Here is a 21,622-nt window from a genome sequence, read left to right on the forward strand (position 1 = left end):
GACGTTCGGCGGTTAGCGCGCAGCGGCGGGCGCCGGTTCGGCGTCCGCGCCCCTTAACGCCATCGCGGCTTTCACTGGAGGCATGATGCGCTACGGCGTTAGCCGGCCGCTGCCGCGCGATACTGGATGCCGGGCTCGGTGATGCTGATGCGGGTGCCGGCCTGGCGCGTCGTAATCGCAACGATGTCCGATAACGAACCGATCACCGCGTCCTTGCCGGTATTGCGCGCGAACTCGATCGCCGCCTGAATCTTCGGCCCCATCGATCCCGCAGCGAAGCCCAGCTTCTCGAGCGCGTCGGGGTGGGCCTGCGCGATGGCCTTCTGGCCCGGCTGGCCCCAGTCGACATAGGCCGCATCGACATCGGTGGCGATGATCAGCAGGTCGGCGTCCAGCTCTTCGGCAAGCAGCGCGGAACACAGGTCCTTGTCGATCACGGCTTCGACTCCGGTCAAATGCTCGCGCGCCTCGTCGTAGCAGGTCGGTATGCCGCCGCCGCCCGCGCAGATGACGATCGTGCCGTGGTCGAGCAGCCACTTGACCGGCCGGATTTCGAAGATGTGCTTCGGCCGGGGGCTCGCAACGACGCGCCGAAACTTGTCGCCGTCCGGCGCGATGCTCCAGCCGCGTTCCTTGGCAAGACGCTCGGCCTCCGCTTTGTCATAGACCGGGCCGATCGGCTTGGTCGGGTTGCGGAACGCGGGATCGTGCGCGTCGACTTCGACCTGGGTCAGGATCGTCGCGAACGGAACTTCATAGGGCAGCAGGTTGCCGAGCTCCTGTTCGATCAGATAGCCGATCATGCCTTCGGTCTGCGCGCCGAGCACGTCGAGCGGATAGGTTTCCACTTCCTTGTAGGCCGCGCCCTGCAGCGCGAGCAGGCCGACTTGCGGGCCGTTGCCGTGCGCGATCACCAGCTCGTTGTCTGGCGCGATCTGCGCGATCTGCTGCGCTGCGATTCGCACGTTTTCGCGCTGGTTGTCGGCGGTCATCGGCTCGCCGCGCCGCAAGAGGGCGTTCCCGCCCAAGGCTATGACGATACGCATCATGCTGCCCCTTTCAAAATTCGTTTCGATGGCGCGCAGCGCGCCCTTTCATCGGGCGCGCAGCGTCAGCCGGGGCCACGCGGCTCAGAGGTCGGCAAGCGTGGAGACGAGGATCGCCTTGATCGTGTGCATACGGTTCTCGGCTTGCTCGAAGGCGATATTGAGCGGCGACTCGAAGACATCCTCGGTCACTTCGATCCCGTTAGCGAGCGCCGGGTACTGCTGGGCGATCTTCTTGCCGACCTCGGTCTCGCTGTTATGGAACGCGGGCAGGCAGTGCATGAACTTCACCTGCGCGTTTTGCGCGGCTTTCATCAACGCCATGTTGACCTGGTAAGGCAGCAGCTCGCCGATGCGCTCGCCCCACGCCTCGACCGGTTCACCCATCGAAACCCAGACGTCCGTATGCACGAAGTCCACGCCATTGACGGCGGCCTGCGCATCCTCGGTCAGCGTCAGACGGGCGCCGCTTTCGGCGGCAAAGTGCTGGCAAGCCTCGATGTGCTCCGCGTTCGGCCAAAGCGCCTTTGGTGCGCCGATACGCACGTCCATGCCGAGCTTCGCACCGATCAGGAGCAGCGAGTTGCCCATGTTGTTGCGCGCGTCGCCGAGGTACGCATAGCTGATCTGGGGCAGCGGCTTGTCGCTGTGTTCGCGCATCGTCAGTACGTCGGCGAGCATCTGGGTCGGGTGATATTCGTCGGTGAGACCATTGAACACCGGCACACCCGCGTACTTCGCAAGCTCTTCGACGATGTCCTGCCTGAAGCCCCGGTACTCGATGGCGTCGTACATGCGGCCGAGCACGCGAGCCGTGTCCTTCATGCTCTCCTTGTGGCCGATCTGCGAGGAATGCGGATCGATGTAGGTGACGTTCGCGCCCTGGTCGTAGGCGGCCACCTCGAATGCACAGCGCGTGCGCGTGGACGTTTTCTCGAAGATCAGCGCGATGTTCACGCCCTTCAGATGCTGCTGCTCGGTGCCCGTGTACTTGGCGCGCTTCAGGTCGCGCGAGAGGTCGAGGAGATAACGCAGCTCGCGCGGCGTGTGATGCATCAGGCTGAGGAGACTTCGATTGCGCAAATTGAAACTCATAGCGGTTCTCCAACGTAAAAGGGCCGGCGGGAAGCAAGTTGTCGAGTGCCGGGCCCGTCGTCGGCGGGGACGGGCCCAGGTGCGCGGGCAGATGCGCGGGCAGGTGCGTGGGTGATTCAGTAATCGATCGGGTCGCGCACGATCGGGCATGTCATGCAGTGGCCGCCGCCCCGGCCGCGGCCCAGCTCGCTCGCGCTGATCGTGATGACCTCGACGCCAGCCTTGCGCAACAGCGTGTTCGTGTAGGTGTTGCGGTCGTAGCCGACGACCACGCCGGGCTCGAGGCAGACGACGTTATTGCCGTCGTCCCATTGCTCGCGCTCGGCAGCGAAGCTATTGCCGCCCGTCTCCACGACGCGCAGTTTCGGAAGACCGAGCGCCTCCCCCACGACGTCGATGAACGGCTTTCCCTCGTGGCGGATGCTCAGATTCGAAGGCTGCGATTCGTCGGGCCGCACCGAGAACGCGACGATTTCGTTTACGACTTCTGGGAACACCGTGACGAGATCGCGATCGCAGAACGTGAATACCGTGTCCAGATGCATGGCCGCGCGGGATTTCGGCAATCCGGCGACGATGATGCGCTGCGCCGCGCCCTTCGCGAACAGGCTCTGCGCAAGCGCGCCGATGGCCTGCCGCGACGTGCGCTCGCCCATGCCGATCAGGACGATGCCGCGGCCGATCGGCATCACGTCGCCGCCTTCGAGCGTCGCCGCGCCGTGATCCTCGTCCGGGTCGCCGAACCAGAACTCGAACGGTTGATCGGCGAAGTCGGGATGGAACTTGTAGATCGCCGTCGTCAGCAGCGTTTCCTGCCTGCGGGCTGGCCAGTACATCGGGTTGAGGCTCACGCCTCCATAGATCCAGCAGGTCGTATCGCGCGTGAAGAGCGTGTTCGGCAGCGGCGGCAGCACGAAGCTCGAGTAACCCAGATACTGGCGAAACAACTTGAGGGCGTTGCTATGGGCAGTGTCGGGAATGTCCTCCGCGACGACTCCGCCTATCAGAAACTCGGCCTGCTTGCGCGGCTCGAGGCTTTCCATCCACGACCGAACCTCGCTGGCGAGGCCGACGCCGACCGTGTTCGGGCGCACCTTCCGGTCGAGGATCCACTTCAGCGCTTCCGGGTTCTGCACCGTCTCCGTGAGAAGGTTGTGCATCTCCAGCACTTCGACATCGCGCTCGCGCATCTTGGTGACGAAGTCGAAATGATCGCGCTTGGCCTGGTTGAGCCAGATGACGTCATCGAAGAGCAGCTCGTCGCAATTGCTCGGCGTCAGGCGCTGGTGCGCAAGACCGGGCGAGCACACCATCACCTTGCGCAGCTTGCCTGCTTCGGAATGAACGCCATATCGGGGTGTTTCCGTGCCCATCATGTCTCTCCTGAAACTAAAGCGTGAGGTATCCCCGGTATAGGCCGAATGCGGCGGCGACTGCGCCGACCACGACCACCGCGAAAATGAGTTTCTCGAGCTGTGTGAAGACCGGTTGCCCGGCTTCGCGCTTCGCCTTGGCGAACAGCAGGACGCCCGGCGCATAAAGCAGCGCCGATAGCAGGACGTACTTGAGCCCGCCCGCGTAGAGCAGCCAGAGCGCGTAGAGCACCGAGATCGCCGAGATCACGAGGTCCTTCGTGCGCTCCTTCGGTGCGCGCTCATAAGACTCACCGCGCCACGCGAGGAGCAGTGCATAGGCCGCCGACCAAAAGTACGGCAGCAGGATCATGGACGTTGCCAGGTAGATCAGGGACAGGTACGTCCCCTTCGAGAACAGCGTGATCAGCAGAAACAGCTGGGTCAGGCCATTGGTCAGCCAGAGCGCGTTCGCCGGCACATGCTTCGCGTTCTCCTTGCGCACGAACCTGGGCATCGTGCTGTCGCGCGCCGCGGAGAAGATGATTTCGGCGCACAGCAGCACCCACGACAGCAGCGCGCCGGCCAGCGAGATCACGAGCCCCACGCTGATCAGGATGGCGCCCCAGTGGCCAACGACATGCTCGAGCACGCCGGCCATCGACGGGTTTTGCAAGGCGGCGAGCTGCGGCTGGGTCATGATGCCGAGCGACAGGATGTTCACCAGCACGAGCACGAGCAGCACGCCCACGAAACCGACGACGGTTGCCTTGCCGACATCGGTGCGCCTTTCCGCGCGCGCGGAGAAGATACTTGCGCCTTCGATCCCGATGAACACCCAGACGGTCACCAGCATCATGTTGCGGACCTGATTCGTTATGCTGCCGAGCTTCGGATTGCCCAATCCGAAGAAGTCGCTCATGAAGATGCGCGACTTGAAAGCGAAGGCGCAGATCAGAATGAACAGGACGATAGGGACGATTTTCGCGATCGTGGTGATCAGATTGACGAAGGCCGCTTCCTTGATGCCTCGCAGCACGAGGAAATGCACGCCCCACAGCAGCACGGACGCGCACACGATGGCGATTGGCGTGTTGCCTTCGCCGAAGACCGGGAAGAAATAGCCGAAGGTGCTGAAGAGGAGAACGAAGTAGCCGACGTTGCCGAGCCACGCGCTGATCCAGTATCCCCACGCGGAGGAAAAGCCCATGTAGTCGCCGAAGCCTTCCTTCGCGTAGATGTAGACGCCGCCGTCGAGCTCGGGCTTGCGGTTCGCGAGCGTCTGGAAGACGAACGCAAGGGTCAGCATGCCGACCGCCGTGATGGCCCAGCCGATCAGCACGGCGCCGGCGTCTGCGCTGACCGCCATGTTTTGAGGCAAAGAGAAGATGCCGCCGCCGATCATCGAACCCACGACCAGCGCGGTTAGCGCACCCAGGCGCAGTTTCGGGGCGGGCGCGGCAGTGACGGCTGGCTTGGCCGCCGGGCCGGAGCCGGTTGCAGACGCGGAATCAGACATGAAATGCCTCCTTCAATCAGATAACAGGGACTTTCTGGCTCACCTGGTTTTTCCAAAGGATTTGTTATCTAACATCGATATTTCCAATATTTAATTGGATTGCTAAACAAAATAACGTTGTGGATAAAAGATTTAAAAAATCGACATTTAGATCGATGATGGCAACGCGATACTTTTGCCATTTGATCGAAATCAATTGCTGGCGGAGTTGCTGGCGTGGGCCCGTGGCGTCTATTGCTGCGATGCGCCGCATTTCACGACCTTGCATGGGCCCTTGCACGGATGCTCGCAGGCGGGTTTTACACGAGCGCAGGAATGGTTACTCCGGCAAGGCGGCAGCGCGGAAGAACGCGCTCGCGTCCGCGTCGAGTTTTCCAAACGATCTTTCGTATACGGCCGCGAACTCCGGAGAACCGTAAAGTCGGCTGAGCGTGCGGTCTATCAGCAAGCGCAGATCGTCGTCGCCGCGCGCCATGCCGATTGCCACGGAAACCCGCGTGAATCGCCGGTCGAGAACGACCAGTTCGCCCGCGGCAGGACTGTCGTGCGCCGCAGCAAAGAGCAGGGCACGGTCCGCGAAAAAGACGTTCGATCGACGGTCAATCACCTTCTCCAAACCTGCCTCCATCGAGGTGACGGGAACGACCGTCGCGGAAATCTCGAGCTCGCCGAGCTTGCCGGAAAGCCATCGCTGTGCCGGAGAATCCGCGATGACCGAGACCGTCTGCCGCGACAGCAATTGCGCGGGCGACGCGCGCCAGACCGGATGGGATACCCGTTCGCCAGAAAGAATCTCGCGGAGTCCGGAAGGCGCATCGGTGCGCAGAAGCGCCCCGATTCCGCCTGGATAGACAGGAATGGAGAAAGACATTCCCGCTCTGTTCGTCAGCGTGTCGGGTGCTCCACATACAAGATCGACACGTTTTTCACGCAGTGCGCGTATGTCTTCGCCTGACGAGAGGGGGACCCACTGGGTCTTGAGCGCGGCCAGTCCCGCCTCGCTTCTGATCTGTTCTGCAATCTTCTGGCACAACGCAACCGTGTAGCCGGTCACCTGCCCGGCAGCGTTCTGATAAGCAAACGGACGCGCGCCACTGAGATAGCCCATGCGGATCGTGCCCGATTGCTCGATCCGAGCGATCGTCACGCTCGTCGTTTGTTCACGCGCTCGCGCCGGATGCGGCATCAATGCCGAAAGCGCCAGCAGGCCGATGGTGATCGCGGCGATAGTCGGGCCCGCAGCCGTGCGCGGCGCGGAAGCCGGCGCGCCGGTGCGATTGACGGCGAAACCATATATCGCGTAGCCGATCGCCATGACCAGCATTGCGCCCATCACGGCATTCGTGCCCGAAGCGTAGATGGCATAAATCGAATACGCGAGCGCCACCAGCGTCACCGTCGCGTTGAGCCGGAACTTTGCCGACTCCGTGCCGGCGGTGCGCATCATCACAAACAACGCGGAGAGCGACACGACATACGGAACCACGTTGGTGACCACGGCCAGGTTGACGAGCGCAGCAAACTGTTCGCTCAGGTTCGGCGAAATCGTGGACACGGCCATCGTCGACTGCACGATCCCCATGATCACCATGCCGGCAACAGGAGCGCCCGCACGATTCGCCTTGCCGAAAACGGCGGGGAACATCTGGCTATCGGCGGCGTTCTTGGCCGTTTGCGCCAGGGTGAACTGCCAGCCCAGCAAGGAGCCGATGCACGCCATGGCAGCGAGGGCCATGACGATCGAACCCACGGCTGGACTGAACATGCGGGCAAAGGCGAGGCCGAACGGTCCTGTCGATCGGGCGAGATCGGCATTGGGCACGATGCCCTGGATCACCGCGGTGGAGAGAATGTAGATGACCGCCGCGCCCAGTGTGCCGAACATGCACGCCAACGGCACATCGCGCGCGGGGTTCTCGACAGCCGACGAGTTCTGCACCGCCGATTCCATGCCAAGGAACGCCCACAGCGTGAGCGCGATGCTCGAACCCATGCCTTCCACGAGGCGCAGCCCCCTCGGGTTCCATGCAGCAGCGAAGGTCGCGCCGTGAAACCAGAACCAGCCAGCAACCGAGATGAAACCTACGGGCAGAATGACGCCCCAAACGGTGAGCGCGCCGATACGTCCGGTGATTTTCGGGCCGCCGAAGTTCGCCAGCGTGGTGAGCCACAGAAGCCCGATCACGCCGAGGCAGGTCGCGGCTGGCGAGGAGGTGAGCACCGGGAAGAATGCGGCGAGATAGCCGAGCGCGGAGCTTGCGACCGCTACGTTCGCAATGGCGATAGAGAGGAAGTAGAGGAAGAAGACCTGAAAATAGCCGTCCTTGCCATACGCCTCCTCGGCGTACGCGGCCATGCCGCCGGCGCGCTGATTCAATAGCCCGGCTTGCGCAAAGCCCCAGGCAATGGCGAGCGAGCCGATGGCGGTGACAAGCCACGACAGCAACGAAATCGCGCCGACCCGCGCCATATTGGCGGGCAGCATGATGATGCCCGAACCCATCATGTTCACGGTGACGATGAACGTCAGTTGTACGACGTTCATCTTTTTGGGTTGATCGGCCATGGTGATTCTCCCGCTCGCTGGCACCGGCGCCAGGCTCGGAACGCTCCGAGCCTGTGTGAACGTTAGGGCGGCGGCCAATGCGCCCATTGATATAGGTCAAGCGGGTAGGTCGAGCGCCAGGATGATGCATGATTCCGGCTTCGCGCGTTGAGCACGGAGGAAGTGCGGCAGACGGTTCAGGGTTTTCGCCTTGCGGCGCGCCGGGCGATCGAAGCCGGTGCTGCGATTGCTGGATGCCGGGGATGAATGGTTTCGCCGCGATTGAGCATGCCGATGAACTCCTCGATCTTGCGCGCCCGCGTTGCGGGCTTTTTGGCATGCTGGATCCGAAACAGGATGGCGTAGCGGTTGCGGGCGTTCAGCGTTGCAAAGAACGCGCTGGCCTTGGGATTGGCATGCAGTGCGGCCTGCAGGTCGTCCGGCACGACCGAGTTGCTGGCCGACGTATAGGCCGCCGCCCAGCGGCCATCCTCTTTGGCTTTCTCGATCTCCCGCAGGCCCGCGGGAAGCATTCTGCCCGCGGCGATCAGCGCTTCGGCGCGGTCTTTGTTGAGCCTCGACCAGATACTTTTTGCGGAGCGCCGAGTGAAGCGTTGCAACCAGTATTCTTTGCTTTCGCTCTGTTTTTGACCGTCGATCCAGCCATGACAAAGGGCGCTTTCCAGCGCCTGTTCGTAAGTCAAGGTTTGCTTACCGGCGCCCTTTTTGGCCAGGCGCAGCCAGATCCCGGTCGAAGTGCTGCCGTTTTGCGTCAACCAGTGTTCCCATTCGTTCTGATCGAGGAAGGTCAGACGAGGCTCAGTCATCGAGGAACCGAAGGGTTGCGTTCATGCAGCGAGATGTTTTCGTTCACTGAAACCTCGCGGATTACCGGTTTGCGCGGATTTGGGAGTAGCCGATTTATCGACGACTCAGCGTGTATCCGCCGGAGGGAGGGTGGTGGCCTTTCTGGCGAGACTCAAAATGTCTTCACGAAGGGCGTGGCATGAATGATTACTTTCGGGTTAATCCGTTGATCCGAGACCTCGATGCTTGCCTCGAATAATTTGCGGGACAGACCATTCTTCACCGCATCCACACGGTACTGAATTTCCTTTAGCCGAAGCGTCCGGGAATGAGTCATTGTTACTGTTGTGAGCCAAAGCTCCGTGTCTGATGGTTTTAGCTCAACAAGCTCTCTGAGATATCGTTCTATACCTAAGCGCTGAAACTGCTGATTCACTTCTTCCGGGGCGTAGCGAATAGCATGTGGGCTTTCAAATCCCGTTCCGCCACCTTGACTGTGTGATCTCTGCCAGCCAGCCAATCCCACTTCGATGCCCGGAAACAAGAGCTTCTCGTATCCCTGCCTGCCTTGTGAAAGTCCCAGGCGGCTCTGTATGACGGTCGCTCCAAGTGCGTCCTTGAACGTTCGCTCGCTGAAGTGCATGTTGACCTCTTCGCCGTCCGGTAGTTGGTAATGTAGGTAAACGATTTGCCTCATGCAATTCTACTGACGTAATCGTGAGTCACGAGCGGCGTTGAACATTCGTATTCGTTTCTGCTCCGCTTAAAAGGCGCCACAGCCCACCGCGTTGCCCGCCATCTCCAGGAACGCTTTAGCGTCTTCGACCCGTAGCAGTTCCGGCAACGACACGCCATTTTTCGCGGCCGCCAATTCGGCAAGTATCGAGAGGGCGATCTCCGGCGGCGTCCGGCTGCCGATGTAGATGCCCACCGGTCCGTGCAGGCGCGCGAGTTCTTCATCGTTGAGATCGAACTCCTTCAAGCGCTTGCGCCGCGCCGCGTTATTGCGACGCGAACCGAGCGCACCCACATAGAACGCAGGCGTTTTCAGCGCTTCCATCAGCGCGAGATCGTCGAGCTTCATGTCCATCACGGTGTCGTCGGGCATGGCGCGAACGATGGTCGTGCCCGGCACGTTCCACTCGTCCGTATATTCCTCGCGCGGATCGCACACCGTGACCTGATAATCCAGGCACCGAGTGGCCCAGCCACAACCATCCGCCCGAAGATTCCCTGTATCTGTGGGTGCCGGACGTGCCAGGCTATTTCGTCGAGAACACCGAAGCGTGACATGCGCAACAGTTGTTCTAACTGCGGATGCGTCTTCGTTTGCTCACGTGGACCTAGAGGCGCTCGACGTGCACTTCGACCGCGTCCCTCGGCACGGTCAGCCGCGTGCGATCGAGCAGGGCGTCCGCGGGCGCGGTGCGGTCGGGATTCAAGGCCTTCACCTTGTTGAACACCACCGAGAAATGCTCGGGCGTCACGGTGACCGACGCGTAGCCCTGCGCATCGTGGTCGGCGTGGCACAAATCCGGATTGTTGGTCTTCAGGAAGGCGTCGAGCCTGGCTGGTGTGGTTGCCAGCGACGCGAACGGCGTGCCGGACCAGCCCGCCTTGACGTAGGCATAAAATGACGTGCTGCTGATTCCGGCGCATACGAAGTCGACTATCACGGGCGTCCCCTTCACGGGGTCCGGGTCGTCCCGCACGACGCCGCACTGAAACGCGTGGAGATCCCCCGAGATGGACACGGCGTTATGGATGCCCTGTTCCTTCAACCAGGAGAGCAGGTCGTGTTTGTGCGCCGGATAGCCGTCCCATGAATCGCAATCGATCACGAGGCGCGCCGCGGGATTCTTCGGTGCGCCAGGCATCACAGCCCACAGGCGGTTCAGCATCACCTCGTTGCCCCACACCTTCCACACCGCTGGCGAGCGCTTCATCGTGTCTTTCCACCATTGCGTCTGCTCCGCGCCGAGTATCGAAGGCGCGCGGCCGAAGTGCCTGGTATCCCAGGTTTCGAAGCGCTGAAGGACATCCTGCTTGACGAAGTAGCGCGAGCCGACGGCGTCGTTGCCATGAACCGGGTCGTGCAAGTGCGCGCGCGCAATCGCCGCCTCGCTCACGACATGATCGTCGCGATAGAGCCGCTCGTCCGTCATCACGAGATGCATTAGCATGCCGAAACGAAAATCGCGGTAGATGCGGATGTTCGTGAATGACGGGTTGTCCGGATCGAAGTGCACGTCGCCCCAGTCCACCGGCATGTACTCCGCCCACGCGCGATTGGCGTTGCGGCGGCGCGCGCTCACCTGCCTTTCCTCGTTGGTGTAGACCTGATGATCCTGCCAGCAATCGTCGGAGAATTCGTGGTCGTCCCATATCGCGATCATCGACAGGCGCTGGTGCAGCGTTTGCAAGCGCGGATCGGAACGATAGGTGCGATAGAGCGTGCGATAGTCGTCGAGCGAATCGGCATAGAGCGTGCCGTCGGCGAGCCGCTTTGCATCGGGTAGCTGCAGCGCCGGATGCGCCGTCTCGACCGCATCGCTTCTCGGGCCCCCGACCGTTTCATAGATGTAATCGCCCACATGCACGACAAAGGCGAGATCGCTTTCGTCTGCAAGCAGCGTCATGGCCTGCCAGTGATTGACGCCCCAGTCCTGGCAGTTGAGCCACGCGAAGCGAATCTCGTCGTTGGCTTCGTTTTCATCGGGGGCCGTGCGCGCAACGCCGCTGGCGCTCACCTCGTCGCCGGCGACGAACCGATAGTGATACGTCGTGTTTGGTGAAAGCGCCGTGACCTTGGTGCGTACCGTGAAATCGTAGGCGGGCAATGCCGCGAGCCGCACGTTGGCGACGAGCGCGGAGAAGTCGGGTTGCCTCGACACTTCGAGCCGCAGCGGGACCGCGCGCATGGCGCGATTTGCGTGGTGCGGTTCGTTCCCGGGCGCGGGCACGCAGCGCGTCCAGAACACGATGGAGCGATCGCGCGGATCGCCGCTGGCGACGCCCTGCGCAAAGCGGTAGAGGCCGTTGCTCGCGGCGTTGGCGTTGGCGGGGAGCGCTGGACGAGACGCGGCGCGCGCGCCGGTGGCCGCTGCAATTGTGAAGAATGCCGACGACTTGAGAAAATGGCGCCGATCCATCGGCTCTGACCCTCCCGATCGACTTGCTGCAAATGTCCGAGACGCATTGCGATGCCGCAGCATGCGATGTGCCTCTATCGGGCAGCAGTTTTGGCTCCTGCTGCCCGCACCACCCACCTCAATCCGGCAGCAGCGCGCCGGTTCGAACCGCCTCCTTGCCCGCCACGCATGCCACTTCCATTCCCGCAGTGGCAAAGCGCGTGCGCTGCCGCGCATACAGCACCCCGGCAACGGAACTCTTGACCGTAACGGTGCGGTCGGTCAGCGGATCGACGATGTCGGCAATCGGCTGGCCGGGCTCGACGCGTGCGCCCGCCGCCGCACGGAACACGATCACGCCCGAGACAGGCGCGATCAGCGATTCGCTGCCCGCGAACGGCGTGGGCCCGAATTCGAGCGGCGGCAACGGCGCGGGCGAGCCGTCGATTACGCCACGATGCGTCAGGTACTCGACGATCGCGTTCGCGTCCTGCTCCGCGAACGCATAGGACACGTCTGCCTGGCCGCGCAGCTCGATCGTTACGGATATCGAACCATTTGGAATCGGATAGCGATCGCCGTAACGCGCACGCAATTCCGACCAACAGAAGCTGTGAATCTCGTCGAACGGATTGCCGATCGAATTGAGCGCGAGCAGCGACGCCTTCGCGTCGAGATAGCGCGCGAGCGGCTCGACCTCGGGCCACAGGTCGGGGTTCGTGTAGAGATGCAGCGCGGCTTCGAAGTCGCAATGCAGGTCGAGCACCACATCGGCGTCATACGAAAGGCGCTGCAGCGCGAGGCGCTGCGATTGAAGCTCGGTGGTCGGCGTTTGCTCGGCGAGCGCCTCGCGCATGGCGGCGCGCACGGCAAGCAGGTTCTGCTGCGCGTCGCCGGTAAGGCGCGACTCGATACGCGGCATCACGAGCGCGGCGAGATCGTGGAATTGCCGGTTGAAGTTCGAGGCCGTGCCGGCTTCGTAGCGGCCAAGCATCTGGCCGAGCAGGCGTTGATTCAAACCGATTGGATTAGGCACCGGAACCACCACCACCTCGCCGCGCAATCTGCCCGCCGCTTCGAGCGCGGCGAGGCGCTTGCGCAGCGCCCAGGCGACCAGCATGCCCGGCAGTTCGTCGGCATGCAGCGATGACTGGATGTAGATCTTCTGCCCGCCGCCGGGGCCGTAGTGGAAGCTCGTCAAGTGACGCTCGGTGCCGAGCGCCGGGGATATCAACGGATGTGTCTGTGTCTGCATGATGAGAGGCTGCTCTGGATTGTTGGGCTTGTCAGCCGCCGTACACGTCGAAGTCGAAGTACTTCGATTCGATCTTCTTGTACGTGCCATCCTTGATCATATCGGCGATGGCCTTGTCGATCTTCGCTTTCAGCTCGACGTCGTCCTTGCGCAGGCCGATGGCGGCGCCCGCGCCGAGCGTGCCCTTCGGGTCGTCGATGTCGCCGCCCGAGAACTGGAAGCCCGCGCCGCGCGGGGTTTTCAGGAAACCCTGCTCGGCCTGCACGGCGTCTTGCAGCGCGGCGTCGAGGCGGCCCGAGATCAGGTCCGCGTAGACCTGGTCCTGGTTCTGGTAAGGCACGATCGACACGCCCTTCGGAGCCCAGTAGAGCTTTGCGTAGGTTTCCTGAATGGTGCCTTGCTCGACGCCCACCGTCTTGCCCTTGAGCGCGTCGGCCGTCGGCTGGAGGCTCACACCCTTCTTGGCGACGAGGCGCGTTGGCGTATGGAACAGCTTGGTCGAAAAGGCGATTTGCTCGAGACGTTGCGGCGTCATCGACATCGACGAGAGCACGCCGTCGAATTTTCTTGCCTTCAGCGCCGGGATCATGCCGTCAAACTCGTTTTCGACCCAGACGCACTTCGCGTTCAGGCGTTTGCAGATTTCGTTGCCGAGGTCGATGTCGAAGCCGACCAGCTTGCCGTCCGTGCTCTTCGATTCAAACGGGGGATAACTCGCATCGACGCCGAAGCGGACTGAGGAAGGGTCCTTGGCGAAGGCCGAGGTGGCGATTGCGAGGATTGCGAGGGACAGGGCAAGCTTCTTCATTGACGCAAGGTCTCCAGTATCGACATCGACGCTGCCGTGGGTTGGCGGCGTCCTCAGGCAGACGAGGGCTCATCTGTAAAGTTGAATAGACAAGATAACCGGTCGGTGATGTTCGAGTAACTGGGGTTTTCGCTGAAGCGACCTGAATTTGCGGATTTTTACGTATGGAAACAGAAAGGTTGGGAAGCGCTTTAGGTATTTAATGTATAGACAACATGGCGTGTGGCGTCGCAAACAAAAAAGCCCAGACCGGATGGTCTGGGCTTTCGTGACGGGTTCTGGAGGGCTTAGTTGCTGCCGTACACGTCGAAGTCGAAGTACTTTGCTTCGATCTTCTTGTACGTGCCGTCCTTGAGCATGTCGGCGATGGCCTTGTCGATCTTCGCCTTCAGGTCGGTGTCTTCCTTGCGCAGGCCGATGCCGGCGCCGTCCGAGGGAATCTCCTTGCCCGCGAACTCGTAGCCCGCGCCGCGCGGCGTCTTCAGGAAGCCGATATCGGCCTGCACCGCGTCCTGGAGCGCGCCGTCAAGACGGCCCGAGATCAGGTCGGCGTAGACCTGGTCCTGGTTCTGGTAGGGCACCACGTTCACGCCCTTGGGCGCCCAGTTCGTCTTCGCGTAGGTTTCCTGGATCGTGCCCTGCTCGACGCCCACCGACTTGCCCTTGAGCGATTCGGCCGTGGGCAGCAGGTTTGTGCCCTTCTTGGCGACGAGGCGAGTGGGCGTGTTGAATAGCTTCGACGAGAACGCGATCTGCTCCTGGCGCTGCGGCGTCATCGACATCGAGGAGAGCACGCCGTCGAACTTCTTCGCCTTGAGCGCCGGAATCATGCCGTCGAATTCCTGCTCGATCCAGACGCATTTGGCGTTCAGACGTTTGCAGATTTCGTTGCCGAGGTCGATGTCGAAGCCGACCAGCTTGCCGTCCGCGGCCTTCGATTCAAACGGCGGATAACTCGCATCGACGCCGAAGCGGATGGTGGACCAGTCCTTCGCGAACGAGGAGGTTGCGATCGCGAGGATCGCCATGAACAGGGCAAGCTTTTTCATTGCTTTGGAGTCTCCGTATTGAGAATGGGGGCCGCCGTGAAAAGCTCGCCGTACCTTCGGCAAAGACTGTTCCATGCGCCGGTTGGGTAGACAACATAGACAATCGCCGAAGGTCGGTTAAGTAGGGTTTTCGCTGAAGCCGATGCTGCCGGTTCCGATTTCGACAAGAGCGGGCGAGAACGCGTGCGAAAAACCTGTGCTCTTACTTCCAGAAGCCGTGATGCGAGCAAGCGGCTTCGTCTTCGATCAGCGGACCGACCACGTCGATATGGCGCTGGCCGCGCGTGAACACCTCGCGGCACGGCAGCGAGAACGTCGGGTTTTCGGGGTGATCGCCGGTGAGCGAGAGCAGGCGGTGCTCGGAAAGCGCATACACCACGCGCCCGATGTTGCACCAGTAGATGGCGCCCGCACACATGCAGCACGGCTCCGCACTCGTGTAGAGCGTGCAGCGCGCGAGCTGCTCGGGCGAGAGAATGCGTGCGGCCTGGGCGGCGGCGGCGAGCTCGGCGTGCTGGGTGGGATCGCCTTGCGGCGGCATCGAGTTGTTGCCGGCAAACGCCACGATGTTGCCGTGCTCGTCGGCCACGAGCGCCGCAAACGGATGGCGGCCGTTGCGTCGCGATTCGTCGGCCAGTTCGATGGCTTTGTGCAGCAGGGCGAGATCGCGGTCGGCGAGCGTGGCGGGGGCGAGATCCGTATTGGCGTTCATTGGATTTTTTCCGTTGTGCTGGGTGAGTGGTGGATGAGGAAAATGAAGTAGACAGTGCTGCGTTCAATGGACTTCGGTGTTGGCGTTGCTGGCCAATGCGGGCGTGTTTTCGTGCGCGCCGGCTTCCTGCTTGTCGCGGTTGAGCAGGAGGTTGAGCACGATGGCGGTAATCGCGCCGAGGAAAATGCCGCTTTCGAGAATCAGCTTGGCGGGGCCGTGGATCTGGGCGAACAACGTGGGGAACGACATCGGCAATACGCCCACGCTCACCGACACCGCAACGATGATCGCGTTGCGCGTGCCCTCGAACTTCACGCGCGAGAGTTCCTGAATGCCGGCCACGGTCGTCATGCCGAACATCACGATCGCGCAGCCGCCCAGCACAGGGCGCGGCACCGAGGCGATCAGCGCGCCGAGCTTCGGAAAGAGCCCCATGAGCACCATGATGACGCCCGCGGACGCCACCACGTAGCGGCTCTTCACGTTCGAAAGCGCGATGAGACCGGTGTTCTGCGTGAACGCGTTATAGGGAAAGCTGTTGAAGAGGCCGCCGAGCATCGTCGAGAGGCCATCGGCGCGAAACGCATTGCCGAGCGTCTGTTGCGAGGACGGGCGGCCGATGATGGTGCCGATGGCGAGCACGTTGCCGGTGGTCTCCGCCATGATGACCAGCATGGCCAGCGCCATCACGAGCGTGGGCGTGACGGCGAAGCGCGGCAGGCCGAATGCGAACGGCGCACTGATCTCGAACCAGGCGGCGTCGCCTACGTGCGCGAAGCTCGCCATGCCACACGCGGTTGCGATGACGGTGCCCACAATCAAGCCGATCAGCACCGAAAGATTGCCGATGAAGCCCTTGAAGCGCGCATAAACGAACAGCGTGATGCCGACCGTTGCGAAGCCGAGCAGCAGATTCGCTGCGGAGCCGAAGCCAGGCGCGTCGGGATTGCCGCCGCCGAGCCAGATCGCGGCGGCCGGCATCAGCGAAACGCCGATGATGGTGATCAGGCTGCCGATAACCACGGGCGGAAAGAAGCGCAGCAGGCGGCTGAACACCGGCGCGATGAGCACGGTGAGCGCCCCCGCAGCGATCACGGAGCCGAACACGCAGGCAAGGCCATATTGCTTGCCGATCATGATCATCGGCGCGATGGCGATGAACGAGCAGCCCTGGATCAGCGGCAGGCGCGCGCCGAACTTCCAGATGCCGATCGTCTGGATCAGCGTGGCGATGCCCGAGGTCAGCAGGTTGGCGTTGATCAGCGTGATCATCTGCTGCTGCGTGAGGCCGAGTGCGCTGCCGAGTATCAGCGGCACGGCGACGGCCCCCGCGTACATCACCAGCACGTGCTGCAATCCGTAACTTGCGAGTTGGCGCAGCGGCAGAATCTCGTCAACCGGATGAGTACCTGGTTTGCTCATGAAGTTGTCTCCTTTGTCGTGGTCCCGGGCGGCTGGTCAGGCACGGGCCGGCACGTCATAATCCATCACGTTTGCGGGGCCACCAAATGAATATCCATCGATTTCTTCAATAGATTGGGGAAGCGCCATGCGCTATTCGCTCGACCAGCTCGAAATGTTTGCCCGCGTGGCGAAGACCGGCTCGTTCTCGGCGGCGGCGCGCAGCCTGGGCAAGACGCAATCGACCATCAGCACGGCGATCGCCAATCTCGAAGTGGATTGGGGCTTGCCGCTGTTCGATCGCACCAGCAAGCTGCCCGCGCTCACGCCGGCGGGCCGCAAACTGCTCAACGAAGTGGAGGTGGTGCTGGAGCGCTGCCTCGATCTGGAATCGCAGGCCAACGATCTGGGGGAGTTGGTCGAGCCGCGCCTGACGCTCGCAATCGAAGTGCCGTACAACGCGCTGATGCCCGCGATCAAGGACTTCGCCGCGCAGTTTCCCGCTGTCGATCTGGATGTGCGCCATCCTTTTCACGGCGACGTGAGTGACTTGTTGCTGAAGGGCGAAGTGGATCTGGGCGTGGCCTTTGCGCAGCCGGATTACCCGCGCGACCTGGGCTTTTCGCAGATGGGCAAGCTGATTCTGGCCCACGTGGCGCGCCACGACCATCCGCTGGCGCGCCAGGCGAGCGTGAGCTTCGCCGAGTTGCGCTCGCATCGACGTCTGGTGTTTAGCGCGCACAACAATACGCTGCCGAGCACGGAATATCTCGACTCGGCGCGCAGCTGGCAGGCGGAGAGCTATCTCGCGCTGCTGGAGATGACGCGCGCAGGGCTGGGCTGGACGACGCTGCCGCGCCAGTTGATCCTGCGCGAGCTCGATGAAGGGGAATTCGTGGAGCTGCAACTGGCTGCGTATCCCCACACCGACTGGCTGGTGGGGGTCGACCTGATCTGGTCGAAAGCGCGTGTGCTGGGCAAGGCGGGCGTGTGGCTAAAGCGCCGCTTGCAGGATCATAAGGTCTACGAACTGGACCACAATGGTAATGCCACTACGCTGTAGCGAGGGAGCCCGGACTGCTATCACGTGAAGTCGCGCCGTCGTGCGCGAGATGACTGAAACGCGAATGAGGCGAGCGTTGTCTGAGCACGACACGTGTCATGCCATGGACACGGACGGCAATACCTACGGCGGCTCACAGAGCGTTCACTACGCCGTTGGCATACCCCCTGGCGCTGTCCGCAACGAGCGGAACGCTTGTCGGCACGCAATTGATTGCCGACTCGGTCGGCAACAATGAAGGCGGTATCACCGGTACGGTTGCCACCGCATCGGCCAAACTCGATCTGGGCGCGCGCACGCTCGACGACCTGAGCATATTGTTCAATCTCGATGATTCCGGCTTGCTCAATCTGAACAGCTCCAGGTGGTTGGGCATGACGCAACACAGCCGCTCGTGGCACTGGGATTCTCAGACACGTTGCCGAATGCGCAGACCATCGCCGGTGTCGCGGTGTTGTCGTGCAAATGGAAAGCCATGTCGAGCAGGTTCGCGTAAACGACGAGAATGCCTGCAAACCAGAAGCCAGGTAGCATCACTTCGTTCGCTATCCTTATAACGACAAACCCGCCCTTCAGAGCCGGGTTTTTTGTTTTGTAATGCAAACGCTATTTATTGTTTGAATTCGTTCAATCACATCTGGTCGAGAAGCTCACCGTTACATACCCCGCCTCCTGCGTCCCCACATCCTTCTTATCCCCCCGAAAGACGGGATGAGAAAGCAGGGTTGTTCGCCCGAAAATTCCGTACTACTGTTGCATCGAAGGAAGGCGATATTCAGGCCAATTCGCTAAATCAGAAAAGGCGTGAGACACCGACCTATTGTTTCTAATCATCACGTCGCATCAGAATTCAATTCTGCCTTGGAGCGCCATGAACGCGCCGTCCACCGGGGAAAGCCAAGTGAAGAATTCGGCGGGATCGAGAGGGCAACGCGTCGCCCACGATTTTGCGCAAGTGCTTCATGAAGAACTCAACGAAATCGTGAAGGCGCGCAAAGGCCAAATCGATCCCATTGACCGCGGTTCTCCAGCCAGTCCCGGCGCTCCCGGCAGTGAAGCCGATGCATTGCGGCGAAGCGAGCGACTTGACCTGAAGGGTTTGGCGCTGTCCGGAGGCGGCATACGGAGCGCGACCTTTAGCCTTGGCGTGCTCCAGGCGTTTTGCGAAGGCAAGGTGTTGCGCGAGTTCGACTATCTTTCCACGGTCTCTGGCGGCGGTTACATCGGCAGTTGGCTTTCTGCGCAAATGCTTCATCGCTTTCCCAATGGGAACGTGGCGGATCTCGAGTCGGTGCTGAGTCCCAATACCTCGCCGGGCGGTCCGCCAAAATCGAAGGAAGACGCGTCGATTGGCTTTCTGCGCGAATACAGCAATTACCTGACACCACGGGTTGGCTTGTTGAGCACCGACACGCTGGCCGCGATCTCGGCATACGTTCGCAATCTTGTCTTGATTCAGGCGATCTTTCTGGCGTCGATCGTGGTGGTGCTGTCTTCGCCGCGAGTGGTGTTCCTCGCCGCGCAGGCGCTGCTTCAGTGCGCCTTCTGTCTGTGGCTTCCCGGGACTTTGGGTTTGGTGTTGCTTTCGGTGAGCGTTGCCGGGATCGTGCTCAATCTGCGCGCCGATCAAACGAGTCCGTGTGCAAAGACCGCGTTTGTTTTGATCTACGTGATTCTGCCTGGCGTTCTCGCGGCATTTCTCATGGCCATCGAAATGGTGAATAGCGGCGGCCTTGTTGCAGGCTGGGGCATGGGCGGCTGGGTCGTCTTCTTCACGCTGTTCTACGCGGCTGTCGCATTGGTGCTGCCTGCACAGGATCGGTATCCGGCCTCGGGCCAGGCTCAACACGCGGGCGTCCAGAAGATTCATTGCCGAAGGGGGCGCGTAGTGCCATTGCCGAAGCGCATCGCCATCGTGATCGCCGGGTCATTGGCGGGTGCGACGGGCGGTATGCTGCTGTCACTCATGCATCAGGGAATACGCGCGGTGGTTCATGCGCATGGGCATGAGCAAGCATTATGGTTTGCCGTATCCATTGCGCCATTCATGATTCTCCAGGTATTTGCCTTGACCATCGTGCTGCATCTGGGCCTGGTCGGGCGCATCTTCGATTACGACGTACAGGAATGGTGGGCCCGTTATGGCGGTTGGCTGCTCGCGGTCACGGTCGGCGGTGGCGGAATCCTGACTGCTGGAATCTACGGCTCGGCGCTGGTGTTGTGGGGTGACGCGTGGTTGACCTACCTTGGTGGACCGGCATGGATTTTTGCGTCGCTCTGGGGCGTGGTCACCGGTTCATCAAAAAAGACGGACGGGTCGAGTAAGTCATGCAGGGAGCTCGGACTTGTGATCGTGCCGTATGTGTTCATTATCGGATTGACCGTGATCCTCTCTTATGGCGAGTACCGGGCGCTTCCGGTTGACACGGCTGCAACCCGTGTGGCGGTTCCGCACACAGCGGACGAATCCCTGGCGGCGCACGCTCCCAAACCGGATTTCGCGCAAGCGGTGGCCGAGGTATCGACTAAATTGTCGAGACAGTCGGTGCATCAAGTCGAGGTTGGCGGGGTCAAGTTCAATACCGTGCTGGTGGTATTTTTCTCCTTTCTTGTGGCTGGATTCATACTGGCCTGGCGCATCGATATCAATCTGTTCTCGCTCTTTAATTTCTATCGAAATCGATTGACGCGATGCTATCTAGGCGCTTCACGCGCGGTGCTGGGAAAGCGGCATCCGCATCCCTTCACCGGTTTCGATCTCGATGACGATGTTCCTCTCAGTCATCTTGCAGCCAACGAGAAACGCAACTTTGCCCAGCGCCCTTATCACATCATCAACACGACGTTGAACATGACGTCCGGCGAGAATCTTGCCTGGCAACAACGTAAGGCCGCATCGTTCTTCTTCTCGCCACTCTATTGCGGGTTCCGCTTGCCCCGCACGATGGAGCCCGACCATTCCAGAAAGAGCTTCATGAAGACCGCGCAATACATGCGAGGCAAGCACACCTTCGGGCCACTGGATGATATCGGCCCGATGCTGGGCGGCGCCGTCGCGGTCTCGGGCGCTGCGGTCAGCCCGAATTCCGGCTTCCACACCGATCCGGGCGTCGCGTTCCTGCTCACGCTGTTCAATGTGCGGCTTGGGCGCTGGTGCCCGAATCCTGCGTCGCCCAATGTGCCGAAGCGCTCGAGTCCCGAGTTCGGTGGAGCGCTGTACCTCAATGAGCTCTTTGGCGCTGCCGATAGCACGTCGCGCTACGTCTATCTGTCCGATGGCGGGCACTTCGACAATCTGGGCATTTACGAACTCGTCCGGCGGCGTGTCAGCCTCATCGTTCTTTGTGATTGCGGCGAGGACGCACCCTTGCAGTTCGACGATCTTGCGGATGCCATACGCAAGTGCTCGGCTGATTTCGGCGTGGACATCGTCATTGATGTCGATCCGTTGCGGCGCGAATCCAGCGACAGCCCCCCGCCGTTCAGCGCGAACCACGTGGTAGAAGGCGTGATCCGTTATCCGTGCCTCGAGGGAAGCGCGCCTGACGCGGCGGCGTTCGAAGGCAAGCTCATTCTGATCAAGCCGACATTGACGCGGGAGATTTACGCGTGCGCTTCGGATCTGCGCAACTACGCCATTGTCGAGCCTGCATTCCCGCAGCAGTCCACGGTCGATCAATGGTTCAACGAGGCGCAGTTCGAAAGCTACCGGAAACTCGGTTACCTGATCGGACGTCACCTGCTCGAGAAGCCCCTCGAGGACGGTTCCATGCTGGCTGGTCGTCTGCAACGCTCCGCGGATTTGCAGGCCGGCGGAGCGGGCTGAGCGAGTGCTGAAT

General features: G+C 61.6%; 16 protein-coding genes and 1 pseudogene. 2 read left to right on the plus strand and 15 right to left on the minus strand.

Going from position 1 to position 21,622, the window contains the following annotated elements:
* Window positions 1-98: 98 nt before the first annotated feature.
* The 15 genes and pseudogenes from arcC to PWP93_RS29015 all read right to left on the minus strand — a co-directional run bounded on the left by arcC (window position 99) and on the right by PWP93_RS29015 (window position 16,741).
* Window positions 99-1,046, minus strand: a complete 948-nt coding sequence (arcC, locus tag PWP93_RS28945; RefSeq protein WP_421047696.1) for a carbamate kinase — start codon at window positions 1,044-1,046, stop codon at window positions 99-101.
* Window positions 1,047-1,130: 84 nt separating this feature from the next.
* Window positions 1,131-2,141 (minus strand): ornithine carbamoyltransferase, encoded by a 1,011-nt coding sequence (locus PWP93_RS28950; RefSeq protein WP_421028340.1) that lies wholly within the window; start codon window positions 2,139-2,141, stop codon window positions 1,131-1,133.
* 116 nt (window positions 2,142-2,257) lie between these two features.
* Complete coding sequence (gene arcA, locus PWP93_RS28955) at window positions 2,258-3,514, minus strand: arginine deiminase (RefSeq protein ID WP_421047697.1); 1,257 nt, start codon at window positions 3,512-3,514, stop codon at window positions 2,258-2,260.
* Between the two features lie 16 nt (window positions 3,515-3,530).
* Window positions 3,531-5,012: an arginine-ornithine antiporter gene (gene arcD, locus PWP93_RS28960; protein ID WP_421047095.1), complete on the minus strand. Its 1,482-nt coding sequence runs from the start codon at window positions 5,010-5,012 to the stop codon at window positions 3,531-3,533.
* A gap of 64 nt (window positions 5,013-5,076) precedes the next feature.
* Window positions 5,077-5,280 carry a hypothetical protein gene (locus PWP93_RS28965; RefSeq protein ID WP_421047096.1) on the minus strand — a complete coding sequence of 68 codons (204 nt, stop codon included), beginning with the start codon at window positions 5,278-5,280 and terminating at the stop codon, window positions 5,077-5,079.
* 51 nt (window positions 5,281-5,331) lie between these two features.
* Window positions 5,332-7,578 (minus strand): putrescine-ornithine antiporter, encoded by a 2,247-nt coding sequence (potE, locus tag PWP93_RS28970; RefSeq protein ID WP_421047097.1) that lies wholly within the window; start codon window positions 7,576-7,578, stop codon window positions 5,332-5,334.
* Window positions 7,579-7,754: 176 nt separating this feature from the next.
* Window positions 7,755-8,384, minus strand: coding sequence for a YdeI/OmpD-associated family protein (locus PWP93_RS28975; protein ID WP_421047098.1), 630 nt, complete (start codon window positions 8,382-8,384; stop codon window positions 7,755-7,757).
* Between the two features lie 152 nt (window positions 8,385-8,536).
* Window positions 8,537-9,061, minus strand: a complete 525-nt coding sequence (locus PWP93_RS28980; RefSeq protein WP_421028345.1) for a polymorphic toxin type 4 domain-containing protein — start codon at window positions 9,059-9,061, stop codon at window positions 8,537-8,539.
* Between the two features lie 66 nt (window positions 9,062-9,127).
* Window positions 9,128-9,556, minus strand: a pseudogene (locus tag PWP93_RS28985) (XdhC family protein); the annotation flags it as partial.
* Between the two features lie 151 nt (window positions 9,557-9,707).
* Entirely contained in the window at window positions 9,708-11,516 is a 1,809-nt protein-coding gene (locus tag PWP93_RS28990) for an alkaline phosphatase D family protein (protein ID WP_421047099.1), read from the minus strand.
* A 118-nt stretch (window positions 11,517-11,634) separates the two neighbouring features.
* Entirely contained in the window at window positions 11,635-12,750 is a 1,116-nt protein-coding gene (locus PWP93_RS28995) for a succinylglutamate desuccinylase/aspartoacylase family protein (protein WP_421047100.1), read from the minus strand.
* Window positions 12,751-12,781: 31 nt separating this feature from the next.
* Entirely contained in the window at window positions 12,782-13,558 is a 777-nt protein-coding gene (locus PWP93_RS29000) for an ABC transporter substrate-binding protein (protein ID WP_421047101.1), read from the minus strand.
* 287 nt (window positions 13,559-13,845) lie between these two features.
* The gene (locus PWP93_RS29005) at window positions 13,846-14,607 is read right to left on the minus strand and encodes an ABC transporter substrate-binding protein (protein ID WP_421047102.1); all 762 of its coding nucleotides are present in this window, start codon (window positions 14,605-14,607) and stop codon (window positions 13,846-13,848) included.
* A gap of 202 nt (window positions 14,608-14,809) precedes the next feature.
* Window positions 14,810-15,319 (minus strand): nucleoside deaminase, encoded by a 510-nt coding sequence (locus PWP93_RS29010; protein WP_421047103.1) that lies wholly within the window; start codon window positions 15,317-15,319, stop codon window positions 14,810-14,812.
* Window positions 15,320-15,382: 63 nt separating this feature from the next.
* Window positions 15,383-16,741: a nucleobase:cation symporter-2 family protein gene (locus PWP93_RS29015; protein WP_421047104.1), complete on the minus strand. Its 1,359-nt coding sequence runs from the start codon at window positions 16,739-16,741 to the stop codon at window positions 15,383-15,385.
* A gap of 127 nt (window positions 16,742-16,868) precedes the next feature.
* On the opposite strand from PWP93_RS29015, the gene PWP93_RS29020 reads away from it, so the two are divergent.
* Together PWP93_RS29020 and PWP93_RS29025 are read left to right on the plus strand one after the other, a co-directional pair.
* The gene (locus PWP93_RS29020; protein WP_421047105.1) at window positions 16,869-17,783 is read left to right on the plus strand and encodes a LysR family transcriptional regulator; all 915 of its coding nucleotides are present in this window, start codon (window positions 16,869-16,871) and stop codon (window positions 17,781-17,783) included.
* 871 nt (window positions 17,784-18,654) lie between these two features.
* The gene (locus PWP93_RS29025; RefSeq protein ID WP_421047106.1) at window positions 18,655-21,609 is read left to right on the plus strand and encodes a patatin-like phospholipase family protein; all 2,955 of its coding nucleotides are present in this window, start codon (window positions 18,655-18,657) and stop codon (window positions 21,607-21,609) included.
* Window positions 21,610-21,622: the final 13 nt, after the last annotated feature.

It is taken from the genome of Paraburkholderia sp. A1RI-2L (assembly GCF_048957375.1).
In the GTDB taxonomy this organism is placed as follows: Bacteria; Pseudomonadota; Gammaproteobacteria; order Burkholderiales; family Burkholderiaceae; genus Paraburkholderia.

What these genes read in the sequence shown, in the direction of transcription:
- PWP93_RS28965 (WP_421047096.1), bottom strand. Translation starts at nt 5,280, where the DNA reads ATGCAAGGTCGTGAAATGCGGCGCATCGCAGCAATAGACGCCACGGGC.
- PWP93_RS28980 (WP_421028345.1), bottom strand. Translation starts at nt 9,061, where the DNA reads ATGAGGCAAATCGTTTACCTACATTACCAACTACCGGACGGCGAAGAG.
- PWP93_RS29020 (WP_421047105.1), top strand. Translation starts at nt 16,869, where the DNA reads ATGCGCTATTCGCTCGACCAGCTCGAAATGTTTGCCCGCGTGGCGAAG.
- PWP93_RS28990 (WP_421047099.1), bottom strand. Translation starts at nt 11,516, where the DNA reads ATGGATCGGCGCCATTTTCTCAAGTCGTCGGCATTCTTCACAATTGCA.
- PWP93_RS29015 (WP_421047104.1), bottom strand. Translation starts at nt 16,741, where the DNA reads ATGAGCAAACCAGGTACTCATCCGGTTGACGAGATTCTGCCGCTGCGC.
- arcA (WP_421047697.1), bottom strand. Translation starts at nt 3,514, where the DNA reads ATGGGCACGGAAACACCCCGATATGGCGTTCATTCCGAAGCAGGCAAG.
- PWP93_RS29025 (WP_421047106.1), top strand. Translation starts at nt 18,655, where the DNA reads ATGAACGCGCCGTCCACCGGGGAAAGCCAAGTGAAGAATTCGGCGGGA.
- PWP93_RS28975 (WP_421047098.1), bottom strand. Translation starts at nt 8,384, where the DNA reads ATGACTGAGCCTCGTCTGACCTTCCTCGATCAGAACGAATGGGAACAC.
- potE (WP_421047097.1), bottom strand. Translation starts at nt 7,578, where the DNA reads ATGGCCGATCAACCCAAAAAGATGAACGTCGTACAACTGACGTTCATC.
- PWP93_RS28995 (WP_421047100.1), bottom strand. Translation starts at nt 12,750, where the DNA reads ATGCAGACACAGACACATCCGTTGATATCCCCGGCGCTCGGCACCGAG.
- PWP93_RS29010 (WP_421047103.1), bottom strand. Translation starts at nt 15,319, where the DNA reads ATGAACGCCAATACGGATCTCGCCCCCGCCACGCTCGCCGACCGCGAT.
- arcC (WP_421047696.1), bottom strand. Translation starts at nt 1,046, where the DNA reads ATGCGTATCGTCATAGCCTTGGGCGGGAACGCCCTCTTGCGGCGCGGC.
- PWP93_RS28950 (WP_421028340.1), bottom strand. Translation starts at nt 2,141, where the DNA reads ATGAGTTTCAATTTGCGCAATCGAAGTCTCCTCAGCCTGATGCATCAC.
- PWP93_RS29005 (WP_421047102.1), bottom strand. Translation starts at nt 14,607, where the DNA reads ATGAAAAAGCTTGCCCTGTTCATGGCGATCCTCGCGATCGCAACCTCC.
- arcD (WP_421047095.1), bottom strand. Translation starts at nt 5,012, where the DNA reads ATGTCTGATTCCGCGTCTGCAACCGGCTCCGGCCCGGCGGCCAAGCCA.
- PWP93_RS29000 (WP_421047101.1), bottom strand. Translation starts at nt 13,558, where the DNA reads ATGAAGAAGCTTGCCCTGTCCCTCGCAATCCTCGCAATCGCCACCTCG.